General features: G+C 66.5%; 21 protein-coding genes and 1 pseudogene. 14 read left to right on the forward strand and 8 right to left on the reverse strand.

The annotated features are described in order from the left end of the window. Positions 1-41: 41 nt before the first annotated feature. Positions 42-341: a hypothetical protein gene (locus tag JOF55_RS21380; protein WP_310277377.1), complete on the reverse strand. Its 300-nt coding sequence runs from the start codon at positions 339-341 to the stop codon at positions 42-44. A gap of 46 nt (positions 342-387) precedes the next feature. Next, positions 388-2,055 carry a sodium:solute symporter family protein gene (locus tag JOF55_RS21385; protein ID WP_374727576.1) on the reverse strand — a complete coding sequence of 556 codons (1,668 nt, stop codon included), beginning with the start codon at positions 2,053-2,055 and terminating at the stop codon, positions 388-390. 394 nt (positions 2,056-2,449) lie between these two features. Here JOF55_RS21385 and JOF55_RS21390 point away from each other — a divergent pair, with 394 nt between their 5' ends. The 3 genes from JOF55_RS21390 (at position 2,450) to JOF55_RS21400 (ending at position 7,677) form a co-directional block, all read left to right on the forward strand. After that, entirely contained in the window at positions 2,450-5,011 is a 2,562-nt protein-coding gene (locus JOF55_RS21390; RefSeq protein ID WP_310277382.1) for an alpha-L-arabinofuranosidase family protein, read from the forward strand. Positions 5,012-5,125: 114 nt separating this feature from the next. Then, the gene (locus JOF55_RS21395) at positions 5,126-6,109 is read left to right on the forward strand and encodes an arabinan endo-1,5-alpha-L-arabinosidase (RefSeq protein WP_310277385.1); all 984 of its coding nucleotides are present in this window, start codon (positions 5,126-5,128) and stop codon (positions 6,107-6,109) included. A gap of 83 nt (positions 6,110-6,192) precedes the next feature. Beyond that, complete coding sequence (locus tag JOF55_RS21400) at positions 6,193-7,677, forward strand: family 43 glycosylhydrolase (protein WP_310277388.1); 1,485 nt, start codon at positions 6,193-6,195, stop codon at positions 7,675-7,677. Between the two features lie 104 nt (positions 7,678-7,781). On the opposite strand, the gene JOF55_RS21405 is transcribed toward JOF55_RS21400, so the two are convergent. Both JOF55_RS21405 and JOF55_RS21410 read right to left on the reverse strand, forming a co-directional pair. Next, complete coding sequence (locus tag JOF55_RS21405; RefSeq protein ID WP_310277391.1) at positions 7,782-8,663, reverse strand: DUF72 domain-containing protein; 882 nt, start codon at positions 8,661-8,663, stop codon at positions 7,782-7,784. 92 nt (positions 8,664-8,755) lie between these two features. Then, on the reverse strand, positions 8,756-9,424 hold the full coding sequence (locus JOF55_RS21410; protein WP_310277394.1) for a GntR family transcriptional regulator: 669 nt from the start codon (positions 9,422-9,424) through the stop codon (positions 8,756-8,758). A gap of 156 nt (positions 9,425-9,580) precedes the next feature. On the opposite strand from JOF55_RS21410, the gene JOF55_RS21415 reads away from it, so the two are divergent. The 9 genes from JOF55_RS21415 (at position 9,581) to JOF55_RS21455 (ending at position 19,058) form a co-directional block, all read left to right on the forward strand. Further along, positions 9,581-10,393, forward strand: coding sequence for a sugar phosphate isomerase/epimerase family protein (locus JOF55_RS21415; protein WP_310277397.1), 813 nt, complete (start codon positions 9,581-9,583; stop codon positions 10,391-10,393). Between the two features lie 61 nt (positions 10,394-10,454). After that, a complete protein-coding gene (locus tag JOF55_RS21420) occupies positions 10,455-11,222 on the forward strand; it encodes an SDR family NAD(P)-dependent oxidoreductase (protein ID WP_310277400.1) in 768 nt (255 codons plus the stop codon). 132 nt (positions 11,223-11,354) lie between these two features. Further along, positions 11,355-12,692, forward strand: coding sequence for a GntP family permease (locus JOF55_RS21425; RefSeq protein WP_310277404.1), 1,338 nt, complete (start codon positions 11,355-11,357; stop codon positions 12,690-12,692). A gap of 40 nt (positions 12,693-12,732) precedes the next feature. Further along, positions 12,733-14,451, forward strand: coding sequence for a dihydroxyacetone kinase family protein (locus JOF55_RS21430; RefSeq protein ID WP_310277407.1), 1,719 nt, complete (start codon positions 12,733-12,735; stop codon positions 14,449-14,451). Further along, positions 14,444-14,917, forward strand: coding sequence for a ribose-5-phosphate isomerase (locus JOF55_RS21435; RefSeq protein ID WP_310277410.1), 474 nt, complete (start codon positions 14,444-14,446; stop codon positions 14,915-14,917). The genes JOF55_RS21430 and JOF55_RS21435 overlap by 8 nt, the downstream gene beginning before the upstream one ends. A gap of 186 nt (positions 14,918-15,103) precedes the next feature. After that, a complete protein-coding gene (locus JOF55_RS21440) occupies positions 15,104-15,892 on the forward strand; it encodes a transketolase (protein ID WP_374727577.1) in 789 nt (262 codons plus the stop codon). Further along, entirely contained in the window at positions 15,889-16,872 is a 984-nt protein-coding gene (locus JOF55_RS21445) for a transketolase family protein (RefSeq protein ID WP_310277416.1), read from the forward strand. The genes JOF55_RS21440 and JOF55_RS21445 overlap by 4 nt, the downstream gene beginning before the upstream one ends. Positions 16,873-17,116: 244 nt before the next feature. Further along, a complete protein-coding gene (locus JOF55_RS21450; protein ID WP_310277418.1) occupies positions 17,117-17,485 on the forward strand; it encodes a hypothetical protein in 369 nt (122 codons plus the stop codon). Between the two features lie 94 nt (positions 17,486-17,579). Then, positions 17,580-19,058 (forward strand): SDR family oxidoreductase, encoded by a 1,479-nt coding sequence (locus tag JOF55_RS21455; RefSeq protein ID WP_310277421.1) that lies wholly within the window; start codon positions 17,580-17,582, stop codon positions 19,056-19,058. Positions 19,059-19,221: 163 nt separating this feature from the next. Here JOF55_RS21455 and JOF55_RS21460 read toward each other — a convergent pair whose 3' ends face one another. The 4 genes from JOF55_RS21460 to JOF55_RS21475 all read right to left on the reverse strand — a co-directional run bounded on the left by JOF55_RS21460 (position 19,222) and on the right by JOF55_RS21475 (position 23,521). Beyond that, positions 19,222-19,626, reverse strand: coding sequence for an OsmC family protein (locus tag JOF55_RS21460; RefSeq protein WP_310277424.1), 405 nt, complete (start codon positions 19,624-19,626; stop codon positions 19,222-19,224). A gap of 138 nt (positions 19,627-19,764) precedes the next feature. Next, complete coding sequence (locus tag JOF55_RS21465) at positions 19,765-20,541, reverse strand: SDR family NAD(P)-dependent oxidoreductase (RefSeq protein ID WP_310277427.1); 777 nt, start codon at positions 20,539-20,541, stop codon at positions 19,765-19,767. 37 nt (positions 20,542-20,578) lie between these two features. After that, positions 20,579-22,363, reverse strand: coding sequence for an FAD-dependent oxidoreductase (locus tag JOF55_RS21470; RefSeq protein ID WP_310277430.1), 1,785 nt, complete (start codon positions 22,361-22,363; stop codon positions 20,579-20,581). Positions 22,364-22,456: 93 nt separating this feature from the next. After that, complete coding sequence (locus JOF55_RS21475; RefSeq protein ID WP_310277432.1) at positions 22,457-23,521, reverse strand: Gfo/Idh/MocA family protein; 1,065 nt, start codon at positions 23,519-23,521, stop codon at positions 22,457-22,459. 177 nt (positions 23,522-23,698) lie between these two features. Here JOF55_RS21475 and JOF55_RS24590 point away from each other — a divergent pair. Then, positions 23,699-23,842, forward strand: a pseudogene (locus tag JOF55_RS24590) (zinc ribbon domain-containing protein); the annotation flags it as partial. Between the two features lie 30 nt (positions 23,843-23,872). Then, positions 23,873-25,624, forward strand: a complete 1,752-nt coding sequence (fxlM, locus tag JOF55_RS21485; protein ID WP_374727578.1) for a methyltransferase, FxLD system — start codon at positions 23,873-23,875, stop codon at positions 25,622-25,624.

Here is a 25,624-nt window from a genome sequence, read left to right on the forward strand (position 1 = left end):
GACGTTGCGGTGTTTTCTCCGCGTGCTCTACACGGCGGTGTTCATGCCGTTTTGTCGACCGCTCGGGGGTTGAGCGGCCGGAGTTTCAACCACAGCAGGAACGCGCCGCTCACGGCCAGCATCGCCAGCCCGGTCCACAGGTTGATGTTGACTCCTTGAGCCTTTTCCAGGCCCTGCTCGGTGGGAAACATTCCCGCACCCGAGAGCAGCAGACCGTAGACCAGGAACAGGCCACCGATCACCATTCGAATGTCGAACAACGTCGCTGCGGTGCGCGACTCCTTTTTCTCGTCGAGGGCATCGGAGGTGCTCGCCGCCGATTCGACAGTCCCGTCCGTCATCTCGAACCTCCTTCTACTGATTGCTCACAGGAAACGTCGCCGGTTTCTAAAAGGAGAACGGGAGATAGCACAGCACGGCCAGCACCATGGCACCCCATCCCAGGAGCGCCGGCCTGCGGTACCAGGCGTCGTCACCCGGCTCGGTCTCACCCTCCGCACGGGCGAGAGTGCGGCTGTAAACGAGACCCTCGAGTTCGGCGTCGGTCTTCGGCCTGGTGGCCAGACTGACCGGGACGGCGACGGCGACGGTCACGGCGAAGGCGATGATCGCCGCTGTCATGTTGGCAGCCTGGGCGGAATTCATCGCTACCATGCCGCTTTGGTACGACACGTAGAAGCAGACCGGCGCGACCGTGCCCAGCAGGAGCCCCCAGAATCCCGCCTGGGCCGTCATCCGCTTCCAGAACAACGCGAGGATGAATGCCGCGAACAGCGGCACGTTGAAGAATGCGAACAGGGTCTGCAGGTAGTTCATGATGTTGGAGAACGATGCGGCGATGAACGCCGTTCCCATGCCGACCACGACTCCGCCTGCCGTCGCGATCCGACCCACCGACAGGTAGTGCGCATCGGGCATTCTCGGCTTGATGTAGGCCTGCCAGATGTCGTTGGTGAACACCGTGTTGAAGCTGGAGACGTTGGCGGCCACACCCGCCATGAACGCGGCCATCAGACCGGTCACCGCGAGCCCGAGCACCCCGTTGGGCAACAGGCGGCTCATCAGCAGCGGAATGGCCTCGTTGTACTCATAAGCACTGCCGGGACCTCCGATGCTCGGGGCGATGACGAGCGCGATCAGACCGGGCAGCACCACGACGAGCGGAATGAACATCTTCGGGAACGCCGCGATGAGCGGAGTGCGCCGTGCGGCGGAGAGATTCTTCGCCGACATCGATCGCTGCACCTCGGCGAAGTTGGTCGTCCAGTAGCCGAAGGAGATCGCGAAACCCAGGCCGAGTGTGATCGTCAGCCAGTTCGTGCCGAGCGGGTTCTCCTGACCGAATCCGGTGCCGCTCCAGGCGCTGAGGAACTGTGCTCCCTGGCTCGCGGTGACCTTGTCGATCAGCCCGCCGAGACCACCGACACGCACCAGTCCGAGTACGGTCAGCGGCACCAGGGCCGCGACGATGACGAAGAACTGCAGCACCTCGTTGTAGATGGCCGAGGTCAGCCCGCCGATGATGATGTAGGCCAGCACGAATACACCCGCCACCAGGATGGACAGCGCCAGTGGCCAACCGAGCAGCGCGCGCAGGATGATCGCGAACGCGAACAGGTTCACACCCGCGATGAGCACCGAAGCGATCGCGAAGAGGCTTGCACTCAGCAGGTGCGAGGACGAACTGAACCTCTTCAGCAGGAACTCGGGGACGCTGCGCACCTTGGAGTTGTAGTAGAAGGGCATCATGACCAGGCCGAGGAAGACCATGGCCGGGATCGCACCGATGAGATACCAGTGCAGGGTGTAGGCCCCGTACTGTGCGCCGTTGGCCGCCATCCCCAGAATCTCGATGGCTCCCAGATTCGCCGACACGAATGCCAGTCCCGTCACCCACGCGGGTAGGGAACGACCGGACAGGAAGAAGTCCAGACTGCTCTTGACACTGGTCTTCGCCGCCAGGGCGACGCCCAGCACCACGGCGAAGTAAAGGATCAGTATCAGTATGTCCAGCCAGTTCATCGACAGGCGTAGCCCGTCCGCCAAAATGAGCATGGTTCTCGTTCCGTCGTCGTCGTTGGCCAGGTCCGGCCGCGGTCCTACACCCGCGTGGGTGAACGTCGAGTCGATGTTCGACTGGCCGGACATTGTTCGAGACAATAAGTCACGAGTGTGAGGGGGTCAACACTCGGGCGGCGGAGTCCGGGGGAACTGATCATCTTTCGAGTCCTGTGCCGGGTTGACCGCCCGATGACCGAAAGATAACTTTGTTCAACATCACGTTAATCGTTCGGTATTTCAGACACTGTGGATCATGAGGGATCCGGCGAGGTCGCTCGGCGGGTGCTGTCCGAACCAGTGCCACGGCCGAAGCGTCACGGCCGAAGCGGGCATGGCCGCCGGTGACGTACGGGCACTGAAACCACCTTCTGCATAGGAGTGCATCCTGATGAACGATTTCTCCCGGCGCGACGTTTTACGCATCGCCTCCGCATTCGGCGTGACGTCGGCTTTGGCACCGTTGGGAGTTTCGGCCGCCACAGCCGCCGCCGACGCGAGCGGCTACTCACTGAGCATCGATCCCACCCGCAGGGGACCGGCGATCAGCGACACGATGTACGGGATCTTCTTCGAGGACATCAACCGCGCTGCCGACGGTGGGATCTACGCGGAACTCGTCCAGAACCGCTCGTTCGAGTATTCCCCCGTCGACAACTCGTCGTACACGCCGCTGACAGCGTGGACGACCACCTCGATCGGCGGAGCGACCGGCACCGCCGAAGTCATCGACGATGCCGACCGGCTGAACGAGCGCAACCGCCACTACCTGCGGCTGGACCTCGACGGCAACGGTGGTGCTGCAGGGGCCTACGGCGTCACCAACGCAGGCTACAACTCCGGCATGTGCCTGGAGCGGGGGAAGAAGTACGACTTCTCGGTCTGGGCCCGCACCGACCGGGAACGAGGAACACCGCTGACGGTGACCCTGTCGGACGAGTCCGAAGCCTCACTCACCGCCAAGCCGCTGCGGCTCGAGCTCCGCGGCGACCGCTGGGTCAAGTACACCGGAACGTTCGTCGCGCGTGCCTCGAGCACCACGGGCCGGCTCACCGTGGCCGCGGGCGGCGCCGGAACGGTGCGCCTCGACATGGTGTCCCTGTTCCCGCGCGAGACATACCTGAACCGACCGAACGGAATGCGCAAGGACCTGGCCGAAAAGATCGCCGCCCTCGAACCGGCATTCCTCCGGTTCCCGGGCGGCTGCATCGTCAACACCGGCAGCATGTACCCCTACGAGGCACCGGACTGGGAAAGGTACCGCTCCTACCAGTGGAAGGACACCATCGGTCCGGTCGAACAGCGGGCGACCAACGCCAACTTCTGGGGGTACAACCAGTCCTACGGGCTCGGCTACTACGAGTACTTCCGGTTCGCCGAGGACATCGGTGCGATGCCGCTGCCGGTCGTGCCCGCGCTGGTCACCGGATGCGGCGAGAACCACGTCACCGAGGACCCCGAACTCCTGCGGCACTACGTCCAGGACACCCTCGACCTGATCGAGTTCGCCAACGGCCCGGCCACGTCCACCTGGGGCCGCAAGCGGGCCGAGATGGGGCACCCGGAGCCGTTCGGCCTCACCCACATCGGCGTCGGCAACGAGGAGAACCTGCCCGAGGCGTTTTTCGAGCGCTTCACGCAGTTCCGGAAGGCCATCGAGGCCGAGTACCCCGAGATCACCGTGATCAGCAACTCCGGTCCCGACGACAGCGGCCCGATCTTCGAGCGCGCGTGGGAACTGAACCGCTCCGCGAACGTCGACATGGTCGACGAGCACTACTACAACAACCCGCAGTGGTTCCTGGCCAACAACGACCGCTACGACTCCTACGACCGCAACGGTCCGCAGGTCTTCCTCGGCGAGTACGCCTCGAAGGACAACCGTTTCTTCAACTCACTCGCCGAAGCCGCCTACATGACGGGACTCGAGCGCAACGCCGACATCGTCAAGCTCGCCTCCTACGCCCCGTTGCTGGCCAATGTGGACTACGTGCAGTGGCGACCCGACCTGATCTGGTTCGACAACCGGACATCCTGGGGTTCGACCAGCTACGAGACGCAGAAACTGTTCATGACCAACGTCGGCGACGAGGTCGTGCCCAGCGATGCTTCATCGACCCCCGCCCCGGAGACCCCGATCACCGGTGCCATCGGCCTGTCCACCTGGGCGACCAGCGCCGCCTACGACGACGTCACGGTCACCGCCGCGGACGGCCGCACCCTGTTCGACGACGACTTCTCCGGTGGCGACGCGCGGTGGACGAGAGCCACCGGGCGCGGCTCGTGGAGCGTCGAGAACGGTGCCTACATCCAGCACGACACTGCTGCCGAGAACACCATGGTCACTGCGGGCGATCCCACCTGGAGCAACTACGACCTGCATGTGACGGCAACGAAACGCTCGGGCAGCGAGGGATTCCTCGTCGCCTTCGGTGTCACCGACACCGGTAACTACTACTGGTGGAACCTCGGGGGCTGGGGCAACACCCGCTCCGTCGTGGAAAAGGCCACCGGCGGTACCAGGCAGACCCTCGTCGGAGACGACACCCGGATCGAGACCGGCCGCGAGTACGACCTGCGGATCGAGATCCGCGGACGGCAGGTCACCCTCTTCCTCGACGGGAAGAAGTGGGGCGGCTTCACCGACGACAAGGTCGCCGAACCCTTCCGGCAGGTGGTCACGCGCGACCACGACACCGGTGAGCTCATCGTCAAGGTCGTCAACGCCCAGGACTCCCAGGCTCGCACCCGGATCGATCTCGGCAAGCAGGTACGGGTCGCTCCCGTCGCGCGACTGACCACCCTGCAAGGCGATCCCGACGCGGTCAACACCGTCGACGCGCAGCCGATCCGGCCCAGCCAATCGACGCTGCCCGGGGTGAGTAACTCCTTCACCCACACTTTCCCCGCCCACTCGATCACGTTCATGCGCATCAGGGTCAAGTCCGCGTAGCGGTTGCCGCCGGGCGGTTACCGCTTGGAGGTCGCCGACCTCGCTCTCGCCATCGAATCGCGAGGACTCGAAACACGAAAGTGCCGACCAGGTCCACGGGCCGGAGAGTGAACCATGATCCGATTACGTCGACGACTCGTCCACGCCGCCGTGGCCCTGGGCACGGTGTGCGCCACGCTCGGCGCCGCTCACCCCGCCGTCGCCGACTACCCGGGCCCCGGGTATGTCACCGGCGACGTGGCGGCACACGACCCCTCGATGATCCGTACACCGGACGAGTACGTCCTCTACTCCACGCACAACCGCGTAGAAGCACGCACCTCACCGGATCGAATCGACTTCACCCGCGCAGGGTCGGCCCTGAACACCGTGCCCGGCTGGGTGTACCAGTACAACTCCGCAGGGGACGTATGGGCTCCCGACGTCTCCTACCACGGCGGGCGTTACTGGATGTATTACTCCGCGTCGAGCTTCGGTTCCAACCACTCGGCCATCGGTCTGGCCACCAGCCGGACGGGGCGTCCGGGCAGTTGGGTCGATCGGGGCGTCGTCCACAGTTCCGATACCGGAGACGACTACAACGCCATCGATCCCGCCCTGCTCGTCGACAGTCAGGGGAAGTGGTGGCTTTCTTTCGGATCGTTCTGGAGCGGTATCCGGATGATCCGGCTCGACCCGTCGACGGGCAAACTCTCACCACAGGACGACACGCTCTACCACCTGGCCACGCGTCCGGCCGCCCCGCATGCTGTCGAGTCCCCGCACATCGTCGAGCACGGCGGTTACTACTACCTGTTCGTCTCCTTCGGTCTCTGCTGCCGTGGCACGGACAGCACCTACCGGGTGATGGTCGGCCGGTCGCGCAGTCCCACAGGTCCTTATGTGGACAGAAGCGGCACGCGGATGCTTGCGGGCGGTGGCACCGAAATCCTTGCCACGCACGGAACCATCATCGGTCCCGGCGGCCAGAGCGTGCTCGGTGACAGCGATGGTGACCTCCTCGTCTACCACTACTACGACGGTAATGCGGGCGGAGCCCCTCGGCTCGGTCTGAACCGTCTCGGCTGGGACGAGCAGGGGTGGCCGTACGTGTCCTGACCAACAGCCCGAGCAGCACGGGAAATTCCACGTCGTTACTCCATTCTTCCGTTTTCAGCAGCACGTTTCGAGAGGAACCGACCATGAACGATTCCCTGGATCGCCGCAGCCTGCTGCGTCGCGGTGGCCTCGTCGCCGCCGGAGCCGCCACCGCCGCACCGCTGGCCAGTACGGTCGCCACCCCCGCAGCAGCAACGGGCAAGCCCTCGTCTTCCCACGTCACCGAACTCACCACCCGCAACCCGCTCATCGAACAACGGGCAGACCCGTGCATCACCCCGCCGGTCAACGGCATGTACTACATGACCGGGTCCGTGCCGGAGTACGACCGCATCGTCGTGCGGGGCGCCCCGACGATCGACGGCCTGGCCCACACCCGCGAACGCACCATCTGGCGGCGCCCGAAGTCCGGCCGCATGGGCGGCTACATCTGGGCCCCGGAGCTGCACCGCATCGACGGCCGGTGGTATGTCTACTTCGCCGCGGGCGATGCCGACGACAAGTTCCGGATCCGGATGTACGTCCTGGAATCCGCGGCCGCCGACCCGCGCGAGGACGCCTGGAAGTTGCGTGGTCAGGTCACCACCGCGTGGGACACCTTCGCTCTGGACGCCACCACCTTCGAGCACCGCGGGAAGCGCTACTACGTGTGGGCGCAGAGTGAGCCCGGTATCGACACCAACAGCAATCTCTACATCGCCGAGATGAGCTCTCCGCTGGCTATCAAGGGCGATCCGGTCCGCATCGCCGTGCCGACCCGTGACTGGGAGACCCGAGGATTCGCGGTGAACGAGGGCGCGGCGGTGCTCGTCCGCAACGGAAAGGTCTTCATGACGTTCTCGGCCAGTGCGACCGACGCCAACTACTGCATGGGTCTGCTGACCGCCGACGCACGGGCGAACCTGCTCGACCCGAAATCGTGGAGCAAGTCACCGCAGCCGGTGTTCACCACCAACGAGCACACCGGCCGGTTCGGACCGGGGCACAACACGTTCACCGTGGGAGAGGACGGCGAAACCGACGTCCTCGTCTACCACGCGCGCTCCTACCGCCACATCGACGGCGATCCGCTTTTCGACCCCAACCGGCACACCCGGGTACAACGGCTCTACTGGAACGACGACGGCACACCCGGCTTCGGCGTACCGGTGGGCGAGGGCGGGACCGCGGTGCGGCTCTCGCCCATGGACGCGCCCCGCGCGTACGTGCGCCACCACGAGTACGACCTGCGCGTCGACGGCGACGTCCGCCAACTCGCCGATACGCAATTCCGGTTCACGCCGGGATTTCTCGGACCGGATCGAATCGCGCTGCAGTCCGTCGATTTCCCCGATCGCTATATCCGTGTCCGCGGTAATTCCCTGCACATCGCCCCCTACGAGGACAGCGACGATTACGGGAGCACGACCGGCTTCATCCGGACACGGGGGTTGGCGGATCACCGAGGGATATCCCTGCGGCTGTCCAGCGACCCGGATACGTACATCGTCCACGACAACGGGCGGTTGACGACCGGCCGTCCTCGTGGGCGCGCCGAGCGTGAAAGGGCCACCTTCCTGCTCAGTTGATTGCGGTGACCTCGGATGGGGTGAAGTTTTGCCGAAAACTCCACCCCCTCCCAGGGCACAGGGGGTACCCAGCTTGCCGAAAACCGGCACGCCCCTTCTCGAAGTCAATCGGCGTGCAGGAGATCGGCCAGTTCCGCGGCGTTGGTGTGGGCGTGGTCGCGATAGCAGTTGTTCATCACCACGTGCGTCGTCGTGGCCGAATCGGCCAGTTCGCGAAGCTTCGGTGCCCACTCGGCAAGTTCGCGGTGCGAGTATTTGTAGCCGAATCGTTCACCGATGTCGCGGCTGTTCCACTTGTCGGAATGCCCGTGAAACCGTACGACCGCGAGATCGGCGGTGGCGGCGACCACCGGTGGGATTGAACTGGTGTATCCCTGTGGCATGTCCACCACGACATACGGTAGGTCGTGGCTGGACAGGAACTCCAGCGTCTCTGCACGGTTGCGCTCCTGCATCCACGTGTGGTTGCGGAACTCGACGCACACCGGCATCGGTGCCGCGCGGTCGCGGCATTCCAGGACGTACTCCTTGTTGGTTCGGCCGATCGGAAACCACGGTGGGAACTGCAGGAGGATCGCGCCCAGTTTGCCCGCCTCGTGCAGCGGCGTGAGTGTGCCCAGGAATCGTTGCCAGAGTTCATCGACGACGCGCGGATCGAGGTCGTGGAGGTAGACGTTCGATCTGTTGATGTCGTCGGTCGCGGACCGCAGATCCTCGGGCAGCGCGGAGGGCTTGGTCGGGTGCCGGGTGAACAGGCTGAATGCCTTGATGTTGAAGATGAAGTGTGCCGGTGTGCGCTGCGTCCACAACCTCGTGGTCCGCTCCGCGACCAGGCTGTAGTAGGTCGCGTCGACCTCGACCAGTGAGAACGTGTCGGCGTAGAACCCGAGACGTTTGGCCGGGGTGTCGACCCCGGGCGGGTACCAACCCGAGTCGATCAGACTTCTGTCGGTCCAGCCCGCGGTGCCGACCAGGAGCTTGCCCATGCCCGCAGGGTCGCATCATCGTGCGGGCATCGCCTGCCCTGCTGGCTCGCCGCGGGCGCCGCGAGCCCGACAGTTCCTGCTGCCGGAGCCTCCTACTCTTCGAGGAGCGCGACGATCCGCTCGGTGGTTTCCCGCATGTGCGAGCGCACCACGTCGCGAGCGCGGTCGACATCACCGGCTTCGATGGCGTCGACGATGGGGACGTGACGCTTCCAGTCGATGTTGCGCAGGGCCAGTTCCTGGCCGGATCGGCTGATGGTGGCTCTGGTGAGCCCGGAGATGTGCTGCCACGACTGCACCAGTGTTTCGTTGCCCGTGAGCTGACACAGGTGCCGGTGGAAACCGAGGTCGGCTTCGACGAGGTCGGCCAGGTTCTGCTCGGTGTCCCGAAGTTTGTTCAGCGATTCCCGTAATGCCTGCACGACGTCGCCGCGTTCGGGCATCTCGCAGAGCGTCTCCACGGCGAGGGTCTCGAGCGATCGGCGTACCGCGAAGATGTCGCGAATCTCGGAGGGCGTCAGCGCCCGCACCAGAAGCCGTCCCCGTTCGCCGGACACGACCAGCCCTTCCTGGACGAGGTGACGCAAGGCTTCCCGCAGCGTGCCCCGGGACACGGAGAGGGCGTCGCTGAGTTCGGTCTCGATGAGCCGAGTGCCCGGGGCGAGCTGACCACTGCTGATGGCTTCGCGCAGTTTGTGCAGGCTCTGTTCGCGCAGCGTGTTGCGGTCTACGCCATCCAGGGCGGGGACGTCGAGGGCCAACGGATACTCGCCTTTCGTCTCGGACGGAGCGTGCGTCGTTCAGTCTAGCCCACTGCGTCGTTGCCTGTTTTCAGTTGACTGTTGACAGTCAACTGGTGACGGGGTTCACTGTGTGCCACCTAACGAAGGAAGCGCCTGGTGCATGGGAGTCAACTGATGAGTGAACTGGGTTGCTCGACGATCTCGTTCTGTCACAGGCCGCTGCCGGAGGCGTTGGCAGCGATCTCGGCGCTCGGGATGTCGGGCATCGATCTCGGTGGGCTTCCCGGAGTGTGTGAGCACATTCCGACCCCGCTGGACCGAGATCCCGACGACATCGTGGAAGACGTCCGGACCGCACGTCTCGACACCTGGGCCATCAACGTGGACCCGGGGCCGCTGAACGATCCGGCACTCGACGACGAGGCACTCGTGCACACCGGGACGGGACTGGTTTCGCTCGCAGCTCGGCTCGGTGCCGCCCTCATCGTGCCGTGCGGCGCCCCGTCACGAACTCCGTTCGTCGACGAATCCGCCGACCTCGCCCGCATGGCGAACAGGCTGCGGCTGCTGGGCAACGTGGCTGCCGACAGCGATGTCCGCCTGCTTGTGGAGGGCTTGCACCACCACCGGTTCTGCCACAGTGCCGAGCGGGCGCGTGCGCTTCTCGACCTGACTCCCGTCGAGGTGGCCGGGTTCGTCTTCGACGTCAGCCACGTCGTCGCAGGCGAGATCGACGAGGTCGCTCTGGCACGCGAATTCGCCGAGCGCATCGAACACGTACACCTCCGCGATGCGGAGCCCGGCGAGATCAACCTCAGCATCGGTCGCGGCCGTGCCGACTTCGCAGGCGTGGTGCGCGAGTTGAGCGCCCAGGGCTACACGGGCCGCTACGTCCTCGAACTCGAAACCCATGACGTCGACGAGGGCGACCGCGTCGAGGTCGCAGCGCAGGCGCGCGAGACGATCTCGGCCCTGCTTCCCACCTGATGGAACAACGCCTGACGGCACAACGCCCGACGGAACAACGACAGCAGTACAGGAGACGTAGATGTCCGCGAACACGCCACGGACGGCAGTGATCACCGGTGCCGGCTCGGAACGAGGCATCGGCCGAGAAACGGCTCGGCATCTGGCCGCGGCCGGATTCGACATCGCCGTCCTCGATATCGACGGGGCCGCAGCCGAGCACGCCGCGGCCGCTATCGCCAAGGAGCACGAGGTCGAGGCCCAGGGCATCGCCGCCGACGTCACCGAAGCCTCCTCGGTCGACCGGGCGATCGGGGCGATCGAGTCCTCGAGCCTGCCCCCCATCGGTGTGCTGGTGAACAATGCGGGGATCACCCGCCCGACCCGGTTCCTCGACATCGAGAAGGACGAGTGGGAGCTGGTCTTCGATGTCAATGTCACCGGCACCTACCTCGTGACCCGGCGAGTGCTGCCCGGGCTTGCCGAGCGCGGTTACGGCCGTATCGTCAACGTCTCCTCGGTCAGCGGCGAGCGTGGCGGTGGTGTGTTCGGCGGTACGCACTACTCGGCGGCCAAGGCGGCGGTTCTCGGCCTCACCCGTGCGCTGGCCAGGGAAGTCGGTGAGCACGGGGTGGTCGTCAACGCGGTCGCACCGGGGCTCATCGACACCGATATCACCGGTGGGTTGCTGAGCGGGGAGCGCAAGCAGCAGCTCGTCGCCGACATCCCGGTCGGCCGTAACGGGAGTACCGCCGACGTGGCGGCCACGATCACGTTCCTGGCCGGAGAGAGCGTCGGCTACATCACCGGCGCCACTTTCGACATCAACGGCGGCTCGCACATCCACTGAAGGCGGGCGGCCAAGCCCGGCGGAGCCGCACACTCACAATCACGGGCTCCGAGAATTCTCACCGCACTCCAGGAGTGGCGGTGCCACTGTTCACCCCTCCTCAACGATGAGGCCCACGGAAAGACATGTGGTATGCCTGATTCGCTCATCCTGCTGCACACCGCTATCGCGGTGGTCGGCATCGTGCTGCTGATCGTCGTGGCACGCATCAACCCGGTCATCGTCCTGGTGCTGGGCTCGTTGTACCTCGGCCTTGCCACCGGCCTCGGCTTCGAGGACACCACTGCCGCCGTCGCCCAAGGATTCGGCGACCTCATGGCGGAAGTGGGCTTGATCATCGGATTCGGCGTCCTGCTCGGTTCGCTGCTGTCCACGACGGGAACGTTGCAGCGCATCGTCGAGCTGTTCCTCCGGGTGTGTCGACCCGGCAAGTCGCCCTACGTGCTCGGACTGTCCTCCGGCATCGTGTTTCCGGCCATCTACTTCGACGTGGCGCTGGTGATGCTGGCACCGATCGCCAAGTCGGTGGCCGTGCGAACCGGGGTCGGTATCGCCGCGGTCGGCGGTGCCCTGGCCATCGGTCTCGAGGTCGGCCTGCTCATGGTGCTGCCCGGAGCGGCGGCGCTGGCCAGTGCGGGCACCCTGGAAGTTTCCCTGGGCACGATGCTGCTGTTCGGCATCCCGGTGGGCATCGTGTCCATCGTCGTCGGTGTCTTCCTGCACAGCGCCCTGATGCGGCGAACGTGGAAGCCGGCCAAGGACGAAAACACGCTCAACGGTGGCGTGGACGGCATGACCGTGGCGGAGGCCGAGACACCGCGGCGCAGGCTCTCCCTGCCCGTGACCCTGCTGCCGATCCTGGTCCCGCTGGCACTGATCGTCCTCGGCACCTTCGCCGAGACGACGGGGACGAGCAGCGCTGTGCTCGGGTTCCTCTCCGATCCGGTCGTGGCCCTGCTGATCGGCCTGCTGATCGCCGTCGTGGTGACGGTGTACATGCTCTCGCGTGATGCCGTGGAAAAGGCACTGAGCAAGGGCGCGGCCACCAGCGGGACCATCCTGCTGTTCACGGGTGTGGCCGGTTCGCTCGGAGAAGTGATCAGCCGAACCGGGATCGGAGACATCATCTCGGGCCTGTTCCAGGCCAGTTCGTTCTCGCCACTGCTGCTGGCGTGGGTCGTGGCGGCACTGCTGCGGCTGGCACAGGGATCGGGCTCGGTCGCCGCGATCACGGCCTCGACTCTGCTGGCGCCGGTCATGGGAGGACTGGACGCGGCTGCTGTCCTCGTGCTTCTCGCCGCGGCAGCGGGGGCGAGTTTCGGTGGTCACGTCAGCGACAACACGTTCTGGATGTTCCGCACCCTGCTCGGGCTTTCCACGCGAGGAACCTTCCAGGTCTACACCCTGGCCCAGTCGATCATGTCGGTTGTCGCCCTGGGCCTGGTTCTCGGGCTCAGCGTGTTCGTCTGACCATTCGATTCTTTCGACCATGACATTTCTGTGAGCAGCAATGACACTTCTGTACAACGATCCGGCTAACTTCACCGAAGACGCGATGCTGGGATTCTGCGATCTCCATCCGCAGTACGTCCGAGCCGTGGACGGGGGCGTCGTGCGGTCCGCTCCGGGAGCGGACGGCAAGGTGGCCGTGGTGATCGGGGGTGGCTCCGGGCACTATCCGGCGTTTTGCGGCGTGGTCGGCTCCGGGTTCGCCGATGCGGCCGTGGTCGGCAACATCTTCACCGCACCTTCCGCGCAGCAGGCCTACTCCGTGGCCAAGGCCGCGCAGCGCGGCGGCGGTGTCCTGTTCGGCTTCGGCAACTACGCCGGGGACACGATGAATTTCGGTGCCGCGCAGGAACGCCTCCGCACCGAGGGCATCGATTGCCGCACGGTCGTCGTGACCGACGACATCGCCTCGGCCTCCCGGCAGGAAGCGCACAACCGACGGGGTATCGCGGGGGACTTCGCCGTGTTCAAGGTCGCCTCGGCGGCTGCCGAGGAAGGCCGGTCACTCGACGAGGTCGAACGGGTGGCGACCCGCGCCAATGAGCGGACCCGGACTCTCGGTGTCGCCTTCGACGGCTGCACACTGCCCGGACAGCACCATCCCCTGTTCACCGTTCCCGTCGACAAGATGGGCCTGGGCCTGGGCATCCACGGTGAACCGGGTGTCTCCGACGTGGACATGCCGTCCGCGAACGAGCTCGCGGACACCCTCGTGGACGGAGTGCTCGCCGAAGCACCGTCCACGGATTCCGGCCGACTCGCGGTGATCCTCAACGGGCTCGGGACCACCAAATACGAGGAGATGTTCGTCGTGTGGTCCCGCGTGGCCGAGCGGTTCCGCGATGCCGGGTACACGGTGATCGACCCCGAGGTCGGCGAGCTGGTCACGAGCCTGGACATGGCCGGGGTATCACTGACCGTGCTGTGGCTCGACGAGGACCTGGAGCGCTGCTGGCGCGCGCCTGCCGAGACACCGGCTTACCGCAAGGGGCAGGTGAGTCCTGGCGACGCTGCCGGCGAGAGGGAACCGCAACCAGCCGACCGTGCCGGTGCCGAGCTCGCGGGGTATCCGAACGCGAGCAGCGAATCGCGGATGTGTGCCGCCACTGTCGTGGAGGTCCTTGCTGCGGTGCGCCGAGCTGTCGAGGACAACGCCGAGGAACTCGGAAGCATCGACGCCGTCGCCGCCGATGGTGATCACGGTCGCGGCATGGTGAAGGGGGCCACGGCCGCTCAGGAGGCCGCGGCAGTGGCGCTGGATGCCGGTGCGGGAGCACTGTCCGTGCTGGCCGAGGCAGGAGAGGCGTGGGCAACCCGTGCCGGTGGCACCTCGGGTGCCCTGTGGGGTGCCGGTCTGCGCGCCTTCGCCGAGTGCCTGGGCGATGACCGGCGCCCCGGCACCGCGGATCTCGTCGCCGGGGTGGAGGGATTCGCCGCCGCGATCCGGCGGCTCGGCAATGCCGAGATCGGCGACAAGACGATGGTGGACGCGCTCGTTCCCCTCGCGCGCGAGTTCGCCGCCGAGGCGAGCTGGCGAAAGGCGGCACGTGCTGCCCGAGCGGCAGCGGACAGCACAGCCGAGCTCACCCCCAGGACCGGGCGCGCTCGCCCGTTGGCGGAGCGCAGCCTCGGCACCCCCGATGCGGGTGCCGTCTCGCTGGCGCTGATCGCCGAGGCGGTCGCGGAAGTATTGGAAAAGGAGGTACACAGCGATGAATGATCCGCAAGGATGGCGCATCGTCGTCGGTTCCGACGACGCGGGCCTGGAGTACAAGGACGTGTTGAAGACCGACCTCGAAAGCGACCCGCGGGTGAGCTCGGTCATCGACGCCGGGGTGAACCAGGACGAAACGACCGCCTACCCGCACATCGCGACCACTGCCGCCGAGATGGTCTCCCGCGGAGAAGTGGATCGTGCGCTGCTCGTCTGCGGTACGGGTCTGGGGGTGGCCATCAGCGCCAACAAGGTGCATGGCGTGCGGGCCGCCACCGCCCACGACAGCTTCTCCGTGGAGCGCTCGGTGCTGAGCAATGACGCACAGGTGCTCACCTTCGGTCAGCGGGTCGTCGGTCTGGAACTGGCGCGCAGGTTGGCCAAGGAGTGGCTGGACTACCGCTTCGACCCCTCGTCGCCGTCGGCGGCCAAGGTCGAGCTGTTGTCTTCCTACGAAAAGCGTTCCTGCTGAGTCGGCATTGCGGAAAAGAAAGGTCACCACCGGACAGCACCGTTTCTCCGGGAAAAGTCGAATGGAGAATCATTCATGACGGAACAAACCGTTCATCCGGTCCCTCGCGGTGTGCGTGGACACGCGGAACCCGCTCCTGCCTCCTGGCAGGAACGAGTATCCACGGTCGCTGCCTCGGCCCACCGCATGCGGCATCACATCATCGACATGGGGGAGGCCCAGGGGCAAGGCTATGTGGGACAGGCACTCGGCGTGACCGATCTCCTCGCTGCCGTGTACCGCGATCAACTCCGGTATCACCCGGAGGATCCGCACTGGCCCGGGCGGGATCGCTTCCTGCTGTCGATCGGCCACTACGCCATCGCACTGTATGCGGCACTGGCCGAAGCCGGCGTGCTCGAGGTCGAGGAACTCGCCACCTACGGTGCCGATGAGAGCAGACTGCCCATGTCCGGTATGGCCTCCTACACGCCCGGCATGGAGATCTCGGGGGGCTCCCTCGGGCACGGTCTGCCGGTCGCGGTCGGTATGGCCCTGGGCCTGCGGCACCGGGGAAACGACGCACTGGTTTACAACTTCCTCTCCGACGGCGAGCTCAACGAGGGCGCGACCTGGGAGGCCGCGATGGGCGCGGCCCATCACGGCCTCGGCAACCTGGTCGCCGTGGTCGACATCAACGCGCTGCAGGCGGACGGGCCGACCGCATCGGTTCTTTCCGTCGATGCGTTGGTGGAGAAGTGGCAGGCCTTCGGTTGGCACGCTGTCCGCGTCGACGGCAACGACATCGCCGAGCTGCTGCACGCGTTCGACCGGCTGCGGGACTGCGAAGAGCGGCAGCCCCGAGTGCTGCTCTGCGACACGACGATCGGAAAGGGCGTTCCGCTGCTGGAGAACCGGGAAAGGGCCCATTTCATGCGGGTGGACGAGCACGAATGGCAGATCGCTCGGGAGCAACTGGACGGGAGCGCACGATGACGAAGAAGCGACTCACGACATCGGCGATGATCGCCTCCTTTGCCGAGGAGGGGCAACGCACCACCGCAGCCCCGTTCGGGCATGCGCTGTCCGGACTGGCAGCGCAACGCGACGAGATCGTCGGACTGACCGCCGACCTCGGCAAGTACACCGATATGCACATCTTCGCCGAGTCCTTTCCCGCCCGCTACTACCAGATGGGCATGGCCGAGCAGCTTCTCTTCGGAGCGGCGGCCGGTATGGCCGAGGTCGGACTGGTGCCCTTCGCGTCGACCTACTCCGTATTCGCCACGAGAAGAGCCTATGATTCCCTGTGCCTGGACATCGCCGAACCGGGTCTCAACGTCAACATCGTCGGCGGACTGCCGGGACTGACCACCGGATACGGACCGAGCCACCAAGCCACCGAGGATCTCGCGATTCTGCGTGGCGTACCGGGACTCACCATCGTGGACCCGTGTGATTCGGTGGATATCGAGCAGGCCGTGCCCGCCCTCGCCGACTCGGCCGGGCCCACCTATCTCCGGTTGCTGCGAGGTAAGGTTCCCACGGTCCTCGACGAGTACGACTACCGCTTCGAGCTGGGCAAGGCCGCGGAACTGCGCAGCGGAGGCGATGTCGTTCTCGTCTCCAGCGGGCTGATGACGATGCGCGCGCTGGATGCGGCGCAGAAGCTGGCCGAGCACCGGGTCGACACCGCCGTCGTGCACTGTCCGACCATCAAACCACTGGATACGGAGACGATTCTTCGCGTCGCCGATTCCGGCCGGATGCTGGCCACGCTGGAAAATCACAGCGTCGTCGGCGGCCTGGCGGAGTCGGTGGCGAGCACACTGGTCACCAACAATGCCACCAGAGGAGTGGTTCCGATCGGTCTCCCCGACGAGTTCCTCGCCGCCGGTGCCCTGCCGACGCTGCACGACCGCTACGGGCTGTCCACCGACCGCATCGTGAAACGCGTACTCGAAGAACTCGGCTGATACGCCCTGCGGTGCGCAACCTCGGAAAGCGGGGAGGGCGGGGCGGGCCGCTTCGAGCGTGGTACCGATGTGTCGGGCGCGCCGAAGCGGTACCGGCGGAGCTCGACACGGACCGGTTCACCATGACTGTGCTCGGGCGGGCGGTCACGGTTTCGCCTCCTCGGTGATCGGTGGCCGTCCTGACGGGGCGATGTTTGGATGGTGATCGAGCGGGAACTGTCCGCACGGCAAAGGAGTCTTCGACATGAAGTGGTTTCCTCGCCTGCTCGGCGTCGCCACGATCACCTTTGGGCTCGCGGTCACCGTCCGCCCGAAGCTTCTCGCCTCGCCCTGCGGGCTCACCGATGCCCGGGGGAGACTCGCCGGGGACGTTGCGGTGCTGTGCCGTGGGATCGGTATTCGGGATGTGCTGTCCGGCCTGGCGATGACGGCGGCGCACAGTACTCCGGCACTGCGACGGGCGATCGCGGTTCGGATCGCGGCCGATCTCGGGGACGCAGCGCTGTTCGGCACGCTCCTGCCGGATACGCGAGCGCGCGGCAAGGCCGCGGCGGCAGCCATGACGTGGGCGAGCCTGTGTGCGCTCGGCATGGCGGCCGCACGTGGCAGGTAGCGGCCCGATCACGGGCCCGGACGGCCCCTGCGTGCGGTCTCCGCATCCTCCGGAATCGGTCTTCGGAGCATAGCGCGATTGGCGGGAGTGCAGCATGTTGTGTCTGGTCACCGGAGCAAGTGGTTATATCGGTGGCAGGCTGGTGCCACGGCTGCTGGCAGCGGGCCATCGGGTGCGATGCATCGTGCGCGATCCCGATAAGCTCCGCGATGTTCCCTGGCGCGACGAGGTGGAAGTGGTGCGCGGGGATCTCTTGGCGGAGCGCAGCATTGTCGAGGCGTGCAGCGACGGGGACGTGTTGTACTACCTGGTGCACTCGATGGCGCAGTCCGACTTCGCCGCCGTTGACCGCAAGGCTGCCCTGCGGACCTCGCAGGCCGCCCGCGAGGCCGGAATCAAGCGCATTGTTTACCTCGGCGGTGTGCATCCCGACGATGGCGCGTTGTCGGAACACATGGGTTCGCGCGCCGAGGTCGCGGAGATTTTCCTTCGCAGCGGAGTCCCGACGGTGGTGCTGCAGGCCGCGGTCATCATCGGTTCGGGGTCGGCGAGTTTTGAAATGCTTCGATATCTCACGGAGCATCTGCCGGTGATGGTCACCCCCCGATGGGTTCGCAATCGAGTCCAACCGATCGCGGTGCGCGATGTGCTGCACTACCTGGTGGCCGCGGCCGAGCTCCCAGCCGGTTTGAACCGAACTTTCGACATCGGTGGTCCGGAGATACTGACCTACGCGGACATGATGCAGCGCTATGCGGCAGTCGCCGGGCTTCCCCGCCGGGTCATGCTCCCTGTCGGAGTTCTGTCTCCTCGACTGAGCTCCCACTGGATCAACATCGTCACCCCCGTGCCGAAGCGCATCGGTGGTCCACTGATCGAGTCGCTGGTGCACGAGGCGGTGTGCAGTGAGAACGACATCGACGAGTATCTCGCACGGCCACCCGGCGAGCTCACCGATTACGATCGTGCGGTCGAGCTGGCACTGCACAGGATCCGGCATGCCCAGATCGAAACCCGCTGGTCGGATGCCTCGCCGCTCGATACCCCGGCCGATGCGTTGCCCTCGGACCCGAACTGGGCCGGTGGCAGCGCCTATACCGACACGCGGGTACGCACCAGCGCGGTTCCCGCCACCGAAGTGTGGCGCGTGATCGAGGGAATCGGCGGCAGGCACGGCTGGTATTCCTCCCCGCTCGCTTGGGCCGCTCGGGGTTGGGCGGACCGACTGATCGGTGGGGTGGGACTGCGACGCGGACGTCGGGATCCGCACCGGCTGCGGGTCGGTGAAGCTCTCGACTGGTGGCGCGTCGAAGAGCTCGACGAGGGACACCTGCTCCGCCTGCGCGCGGAGATGAAGGTGCCCGGCCGGGCGTGGCTGGAGCTGAGTGTCTCGTCCGCGGCAACACGGGGATCGACGATCTACCACCAGCGTGCGGTTTTCGTCCCGCACGGCCTGGCCGGCCACGTCTACTGGTGGGCTGTGGCGCCCTTCCACGGGCTGATTTTCGGTGGTATGGCTCGTAACGTCCTGCGCACTGCCGAGAAAATGCCCCGTTCCACCTCGAAGGCATAGCGGGCTGCCGAGGGATACTCGCCGAGCGCTGCGCACGGTGCTTTCCCGGTGCAGCCCTTCCGCCGGGTACCAGATGAGCGCCGGAACAATCCGATAAGTACGGAGGAGGCCCCGGCACATACCTCGCACATACCCTGCGGTTGTGCCGCCTGGGCTGGGGCACTCACCGGTCCGATGTGCTGATCTCGACGCCGTTGACGAGCGGGCAGGTTGCCATGGCTTCGGAGCGCACACGTGCTGCCGTGTTCTCGTCGACGTCGGGCAGCTCGATGGTCACCTGGGCCTGCATGCCGAAGCGCTGGCTGCCGTTGTGGGTGAGGTCGACCGTGGCGTGTACCTGGCTGCCGTCCGTGGCGGCCCCGATCTTGGTGGCCTCCACGGCGATGGCCTGATGCAGGCAACTGGCCAGGGAAGCGGCGTAGAGCTGCTCGGGACTCAGTGAGTCGGTCTCCGCGGCATCCGGGGTGCTGACGGTGAACACGAGGTCATCGCGTTCGTCCACACGTACCCGGCCCGGAACGTGCGTGGAGACGGCTCGGCTCGTGGTGACATGGTGAACATCGGTCATGGTGTTCAGCGTGCGTGGCATTCGACCATCGCGCATCTCGTGACCGGTCCGCGAGTGCAGCGCGTACGACGCAGGGGCAGGCCAGTGCAGCTCCCGGGCGCGGGCGCCTTTTCGCCGAACTGGCCGGCCTGGTCGGACTCAGGCTGCGGACCACCCGCCGTCAGCAGGCAGGACGGCGCCGTTGACGAACGAGGACTGCGGGGAAGCCAGGAACAGCGCCACATCCGCTATGGCCTGTGGCTCGGCCTGCTGCTCACCGAGGGCGAGAACCGGCGACAGCCGCCTGATCCCGTCGGTATCGAATGCCGCCCTCCCGTCGTCTCCCGCGACGTTGGTGTTCACCGGGCCGGGACAGATGGCATTGCACCGAATTCCGTCACGAGCGTGCGCCCAGGCGAGATTGCGGGTCAACCCGACCACTCCGTGTTTGGAGGCGGTATAGGCGGCACCGGCCGCGCCGCCTCGGAGGCCCGCTTCGGAGGCTGTGTTGATGACGCAGCCGTACTCATTGGTCAACATGTGGGGGAGTACGGCACGGGTGAGCAGGAACGGACCGGTGAGGTTGATCCGCATAACCCGTTCCCACATCGCGGTCGGGATGTTCTCGGGCAGCGCCATGGTGTCCATGATCCCGGCGTTGTTGCAGAGGACGTCGATGCGCCCGTGGGTGTCGACGACCTCGTGCACGAGTGCGTTGACGGCGGCCTCGTCACCGATGTCGGCAATGGCGGGCATGGCCCGACCACCGTTCTGCTCGATGGTCCGGACGGTTTCCCGCGTGTCGTCGGCTGCGATGTCGGCCACGACAACGGTGGCCCCGGCCGCGGCGAGGGTGGTGGCCATGGCGCGGCCGATCCCCGATCCCGCCCCGGTGACGATGGCTACCTGGTTGGCGAGAGTGGTGGATGTGCTCAATCCGTGTTCCCTGTGGAGGTGAGGCTGCCGAGCATGATCAGTCGTGCTCCACCGTACTCGGCGAGTTGTCGCGTGCGGTGTTCTCGTACTCCTGCACCCCGGCTGCGTGGCGCCCGGCGACGTAGCCGAAGGTCATCGCGGGGCCGATGTTGACGCCGCCGGAGGGGTAGTGTCCGCCCATGACGTTCGACTGGTCGGTGCCCGAGGCGTACAGGCCCTCGATCGGTTCGCCGTCGGCGTTGAGCACGCGCGCGTGTCCATCGGTCCTCAGTCCCGCGAACGTGCCGAAGCTGCCGGGAAAGACCTTGATCGCGTAGAACGGGCCCCTCTCGATGGGGGCCAGCGAGGGGTTCGGCCCGTGCGCGTGGTCACCGGAGCCACGGTTGAACGGGGTGCTGCCGCGGCCGAATTCGGGATCCTCGCCCCGGCGCGCGTGCCGGTTGAATTCCTCGACCGTCCGCCGCAGCCGGGCGCCGTCGATGCCGCAGACCCGGCCCAGCTCCTCGAGGGTGCGCCCGCGCTTGAGGTAGCCGGAGCGCAGATACGGCCACTGCGGGATCGGGAAGGGCTTGGCCATGCCGAAGGGGTAGCGGCGCTGGAAACGGTGATCGCAGATCAGCCAGGAGGCGACCTCGTCCCCCTCGGGGGTCGCATCGATCATCGCGGTGACGTAGTCGTAGTAACCGTCGGCCTCGTTGACGAAGCGACGACCGTCGCGCAGCACACCGATGAGGCCGGGCTTTCCGCGGTCGACGATGTGCGGGAAGGTGCCGACCCGGCCGCTGGGCAGGCGGACGGGGGAAACGGGGCACCAGGCGGCGGGAGAGGCCCCGGAGGTGTCGAGCTGCCCGCCGGCCTGTTCGGCCAGGCTGATTCCGTCACCGGTGGTGGACGACGGGGCCAGCGTCTTGTGGCCCTCGCCGGTACCGCGGGGAAAGTGGGTCCGGCGCCGCTGCTCGTCGTGCGGGAAACCGCCCGCAGCCAGGATCGTGCCGTGCCGGGCCCGGACGGCGACGTCTCCGTTCGGGGTGGACACGACGGCGCCGCGGACGGCATCGCCGTCGGTGATCAGGTGCTTGGCGGGCGAGTTCACGTACATGCCCACACCCAGGTCCTCGGCGGACTTGGCCAGCCGGGCGATCAGCGCGGGACCGTTGACCAACTGCATGCCCCGCTGGTGCGTGAGCAGGTCCAGGACGTGGAAGGCGGTGCGCCATGCGGCGTGGAAGAAGCCTTTGACCGTGGTGTTCGCGTGCAGGAAGGACTGCAGGTCCGGTCCCGCCATGATGCCCATGCCGAGGAAGGAGGTCTCGTACATCTGCGGACGCAGCTTGCGGCGCAGGGACTTGGACAGGCGCCGACCGTTGATGGGCTTCGGGCCGACCTGGCGGCCCCCGCTGACCGCGCCGGGCTGATGGGCCTGGATGTCGGCGATCTTGCCGCCGTTGACGAACTGCAACGCGGTGTGCTCATGGAAGAACCCGACCATGTGCGGAGCGGCTTCGAGGAAGGCGTTGACACGGTCCTCGTCGAAGTTCTCGCCGAGAACGCTCTTCAGATACGCACGCGGCTGATCGATGCTCTCGACGAAGCCCTCGGCTCGGGTGAGGGGATGGCGGGGGGTCCACATCCAGCCGCCGGACCAGGCGGTGGCCCCACCACAGACCTCGTCCTTCTCGACGAGGACGACTTTCCGACCGTGGTGGGCCGCCGCGACCGCGGCGGACAGACCACCCGCGCCGGAACCGACCACCAGCACGTCGCAGTCGATCCGCTTCGCCGCCTGCTCTGCCGCGGACGGGGTCGAGGGGTTCGCACCCATTGCGCTGTCTCCTCTCGCCGGGTTCTCCGGCGTGTTCATCGGCTCTCGTTGTCTGCCGCTGTTCGGGCAGCGGTCGTGCCGCCTTGCCGGCTGTCAGGGCGCACTCGCCACGGCGGGCGGAGACACCGCTTCCGTGGCACCCGATTCCGCCGCACGCCCTGCGGCCTCGATCACCGCGAGGGTCCGCGCGGCATCGGCGATCGGCACGGCCGGTGCCGCCTCGCCACGGACGATCTGCAGAAAGTGCTCGAGCTGGTTGGTGTAGGACTCGCCGGTTCCCTTGGCCTCGTAGCGGAGGCTCAACGGCTGCATCCAGTCGGATGTCCCCGGGTGGTAGTAGTGCGCCAACTGCGGGAAGGACAGCGATCCGGTGGTGCCCGCGATCGAGTAGCAGGAGCTGTCCGGGCGGTACGGGAAGGTCGGATCGTCTTCGGTCGCCTGGTCCCAGCCCCACGGCGCCACCACGCTGTCCGAGATGAGGAACGAGCCCAGCGCCCCGTTGTCGAACTCCACGATGACGCTCGCGGTGTCCTCGACCGCGTATCCTCGCACGCTGTTGCTCGTGCGCGCCTGTACCGAGACGATTTCGCCACACAGGTGGCGCAGCAGGTCGAGATCGTGCACCAGATTGATGAGCAGCACGCCTGCGCCCTTTTCGCGGCGCCAGGACTGTTCGAAGTAGGCGTCGTCCTTCTTCGTCAGCCACAGCCCGTTGACCGCGACCAGGCGGCCGATGCCGCCGCGGATGGTTTCCCGCGCGGCCGCCACCGCCGGGTGGTGACGCCGGTGGTGTCCCACCAGCACGGGCACGCCACTGGAGGCTTCGGCGTCGATGAGCTCGGCCGCCTCCGTGGAGGATGTGGCCACCGGCTTCTCCAGCAGCGCGGGAACGCCCGCCGCGATGCAGTCCAGCGCGGTACTCACGTGCGCCTGGTTCGGATTGGCGATGACGACCCCGTCGATCCCACGCATCGCCAGTAGGTCCCGGTGGCTCGGCACGGAGGGGACGCCGTGCTCCTCGGCCGGCGTGCTGCTGTACGGGTCGGCGATCCCGGCGAGCGTGGCGCCCTCCGCGCGCGCGATGAATCGGGCGTGCTCGGTGCCCATCCGTCCGGCGCCGATGATGCCGAGGCGGAGCGGGCGGTTGCTTTCGGACATGGAAGTCCTGTTCTCTCCGATGTCTCTGCGTGCGTGCTTGTCTCTCGGCGTCTTCTCGGCGTCTCGGGATCGAGCTCCACTGGGCTCGCCCATGAATGACTACGTAGTCATCATGTTGCGTAGCAAGTTAGCGATCCGGGAGGAAGTCGTCAAGGACCGCAGGTCGCCCGCTGCACGGGCACCCACATCGTGAAGATCCCCGCTGCGTACACGTCTCAGACGTGCTCGGCATGCCGTGCTGTGGCCCCGAAGCCGCGTGAGAGCCAAGCGCGGTTCCGGGGCACCCGGTGCGGCCATGCCGAGCACACCGACGTGAACGCCGCGAAGAACATCCTCGCCGCCGGGCAGGCGGTGACAGCCTGTGGAGACCTCCCCGATGGGCGGTCTGCGAAGCAGGAATCAGCGTTCCCGCAGGGTGAAGCGCACCAGCCAGCGCTAGAGCTGGTTGGAATCCCCGGCTTTAACCGTGGGGAGGACGTCAACAGCGCATTGCAGCAGGGCGCGGGCCTGGACTGGTACGAGAAAGGCGACGTGTGGGCGAAATTCGCCTGCCACCGCCAACCCGGTACTCAGGTTCTCTCCGGTGAGCAGCAGCGCCGGAAGATGTACCGACTGCTGGCCACCGACCCGATGTGGCTTGCAGACAACGGACCGCTCAGCCCGGTCCGACAATGGGTCCACGCGTACGCCTCAGCAGGCAAGGATCTCGCCGAACTCGCCCACCACGGGCGGTTGGACCGAGGATTGCGTGCTGTCCTGGCCCACCACGTCCTTTTCGCGTGGAACCGCCTGGGCCTGCCCTACCAGGACCAGAAAACACTGTCCGAACTCGCACGAGAGGTTGTGTTCACAGACCCCATGACCACCGACCAGACCACCACCGCCACCAGCGATGCCGGCAGCACGGATGACGAGGCCCGGCGACGGCGCAACGGGCTCGTGGATCAGCTCCGCGAGCAGGGTCGCATCAGCGACGACCGGGTCGAGCAGGCGGTACGGGAGACGCCGCGTCACCTGTTCGTCCCGAACACCCCCTTGACCGAGGCGTACACCAACGATGCCGTCTACACCAAACACGACGACACCGGCGCGATCAGCGCCGCGTCGCAACCCGGCATCGTGACCATGATGCTCGAACAGCTCCATGTCACAGAAGGTCGGCAGGTCCTGGAGATCGGTGCGGGAACCGGCTACAACGCCGCCCTGCTGGCCCATCTGGCGGGCCCGGACGGGCATGTCACCACCATCGACGTCGACGACGACCTTGTGACCGACGCCCGCACCCACCTCGCGAACGCCGAGGTCGACAACGTCGAGGTCATTCTCGGAGACGGCGCCTTGGGGCATCCGGACGGCGCACCGTATGACCGTGTTATCGCCACGGTCGGTGCCGCGGGCCTGCCCGAGGCGTGGCGGAACCAGACAGCCCACTCCGGCCGCCTCGTCGTTCCGGTCCGGATCGCGGGCAGCGTGGCGAGGTCCATTGCCTTCGAGCGCTGCGGAGACCATTGGACCTCCGTCGACAGTCAGTTGTGCGGGTTCATGCCGCTACGGGCCGGCGTGGCCGACGACCCTCGTCGAATTCTGGAGATCACCGAAGACGCCTCGGTGCAGCTGTATGCTCACTGTGAGCAGGACATCGATGCCCGTGCTCTGGCCGGCGTGCTGGATACCCCGGCTCAGGAGGTATGGACGGGGGTGGAGTTCGTCAAGGCTGAGCCCTTGGACCCGGTGTGGCTGTGGCTGGCCTGCGCACTGCCCAACTCGCTGTCCCGGATGCCGGTACACCCCAACGCCATCGACTCGGGTCTGGTCAGCCCCATGCTGGGATGGGGCTCCATGGCCACGGTCGACGGCAGCAGCCTGGCCTACCTCACCATGCGGGTCGACCAAGGCCGTCACGAGATCGGAGCGATCGGGCACGGGCCCGCCGGTACGTCCCTGGCCGAAACCATGGCCCACGAAATCGCGACGTGGAGCCAATATCGATCGAGATCGCTCGGGTTCGCATTCCATTCCCGCGGCACGGCACCCGAACCGGGGCCAGGCCAGCATGTGATCACCCGCCCCTCCGGCAGCTTCACCGTCACCTGGCAGGCATAG

The sequence above is a fragment of the Haloactinomyces albus genome, from assembly GCF_031458135.1.
Lineage (GTDB): Bacteria > Actinomycetota > Actinomycetes > Mycobacteriales > Pseudonocardiaceae > Haloactinomyces > Haloactinomyces albus.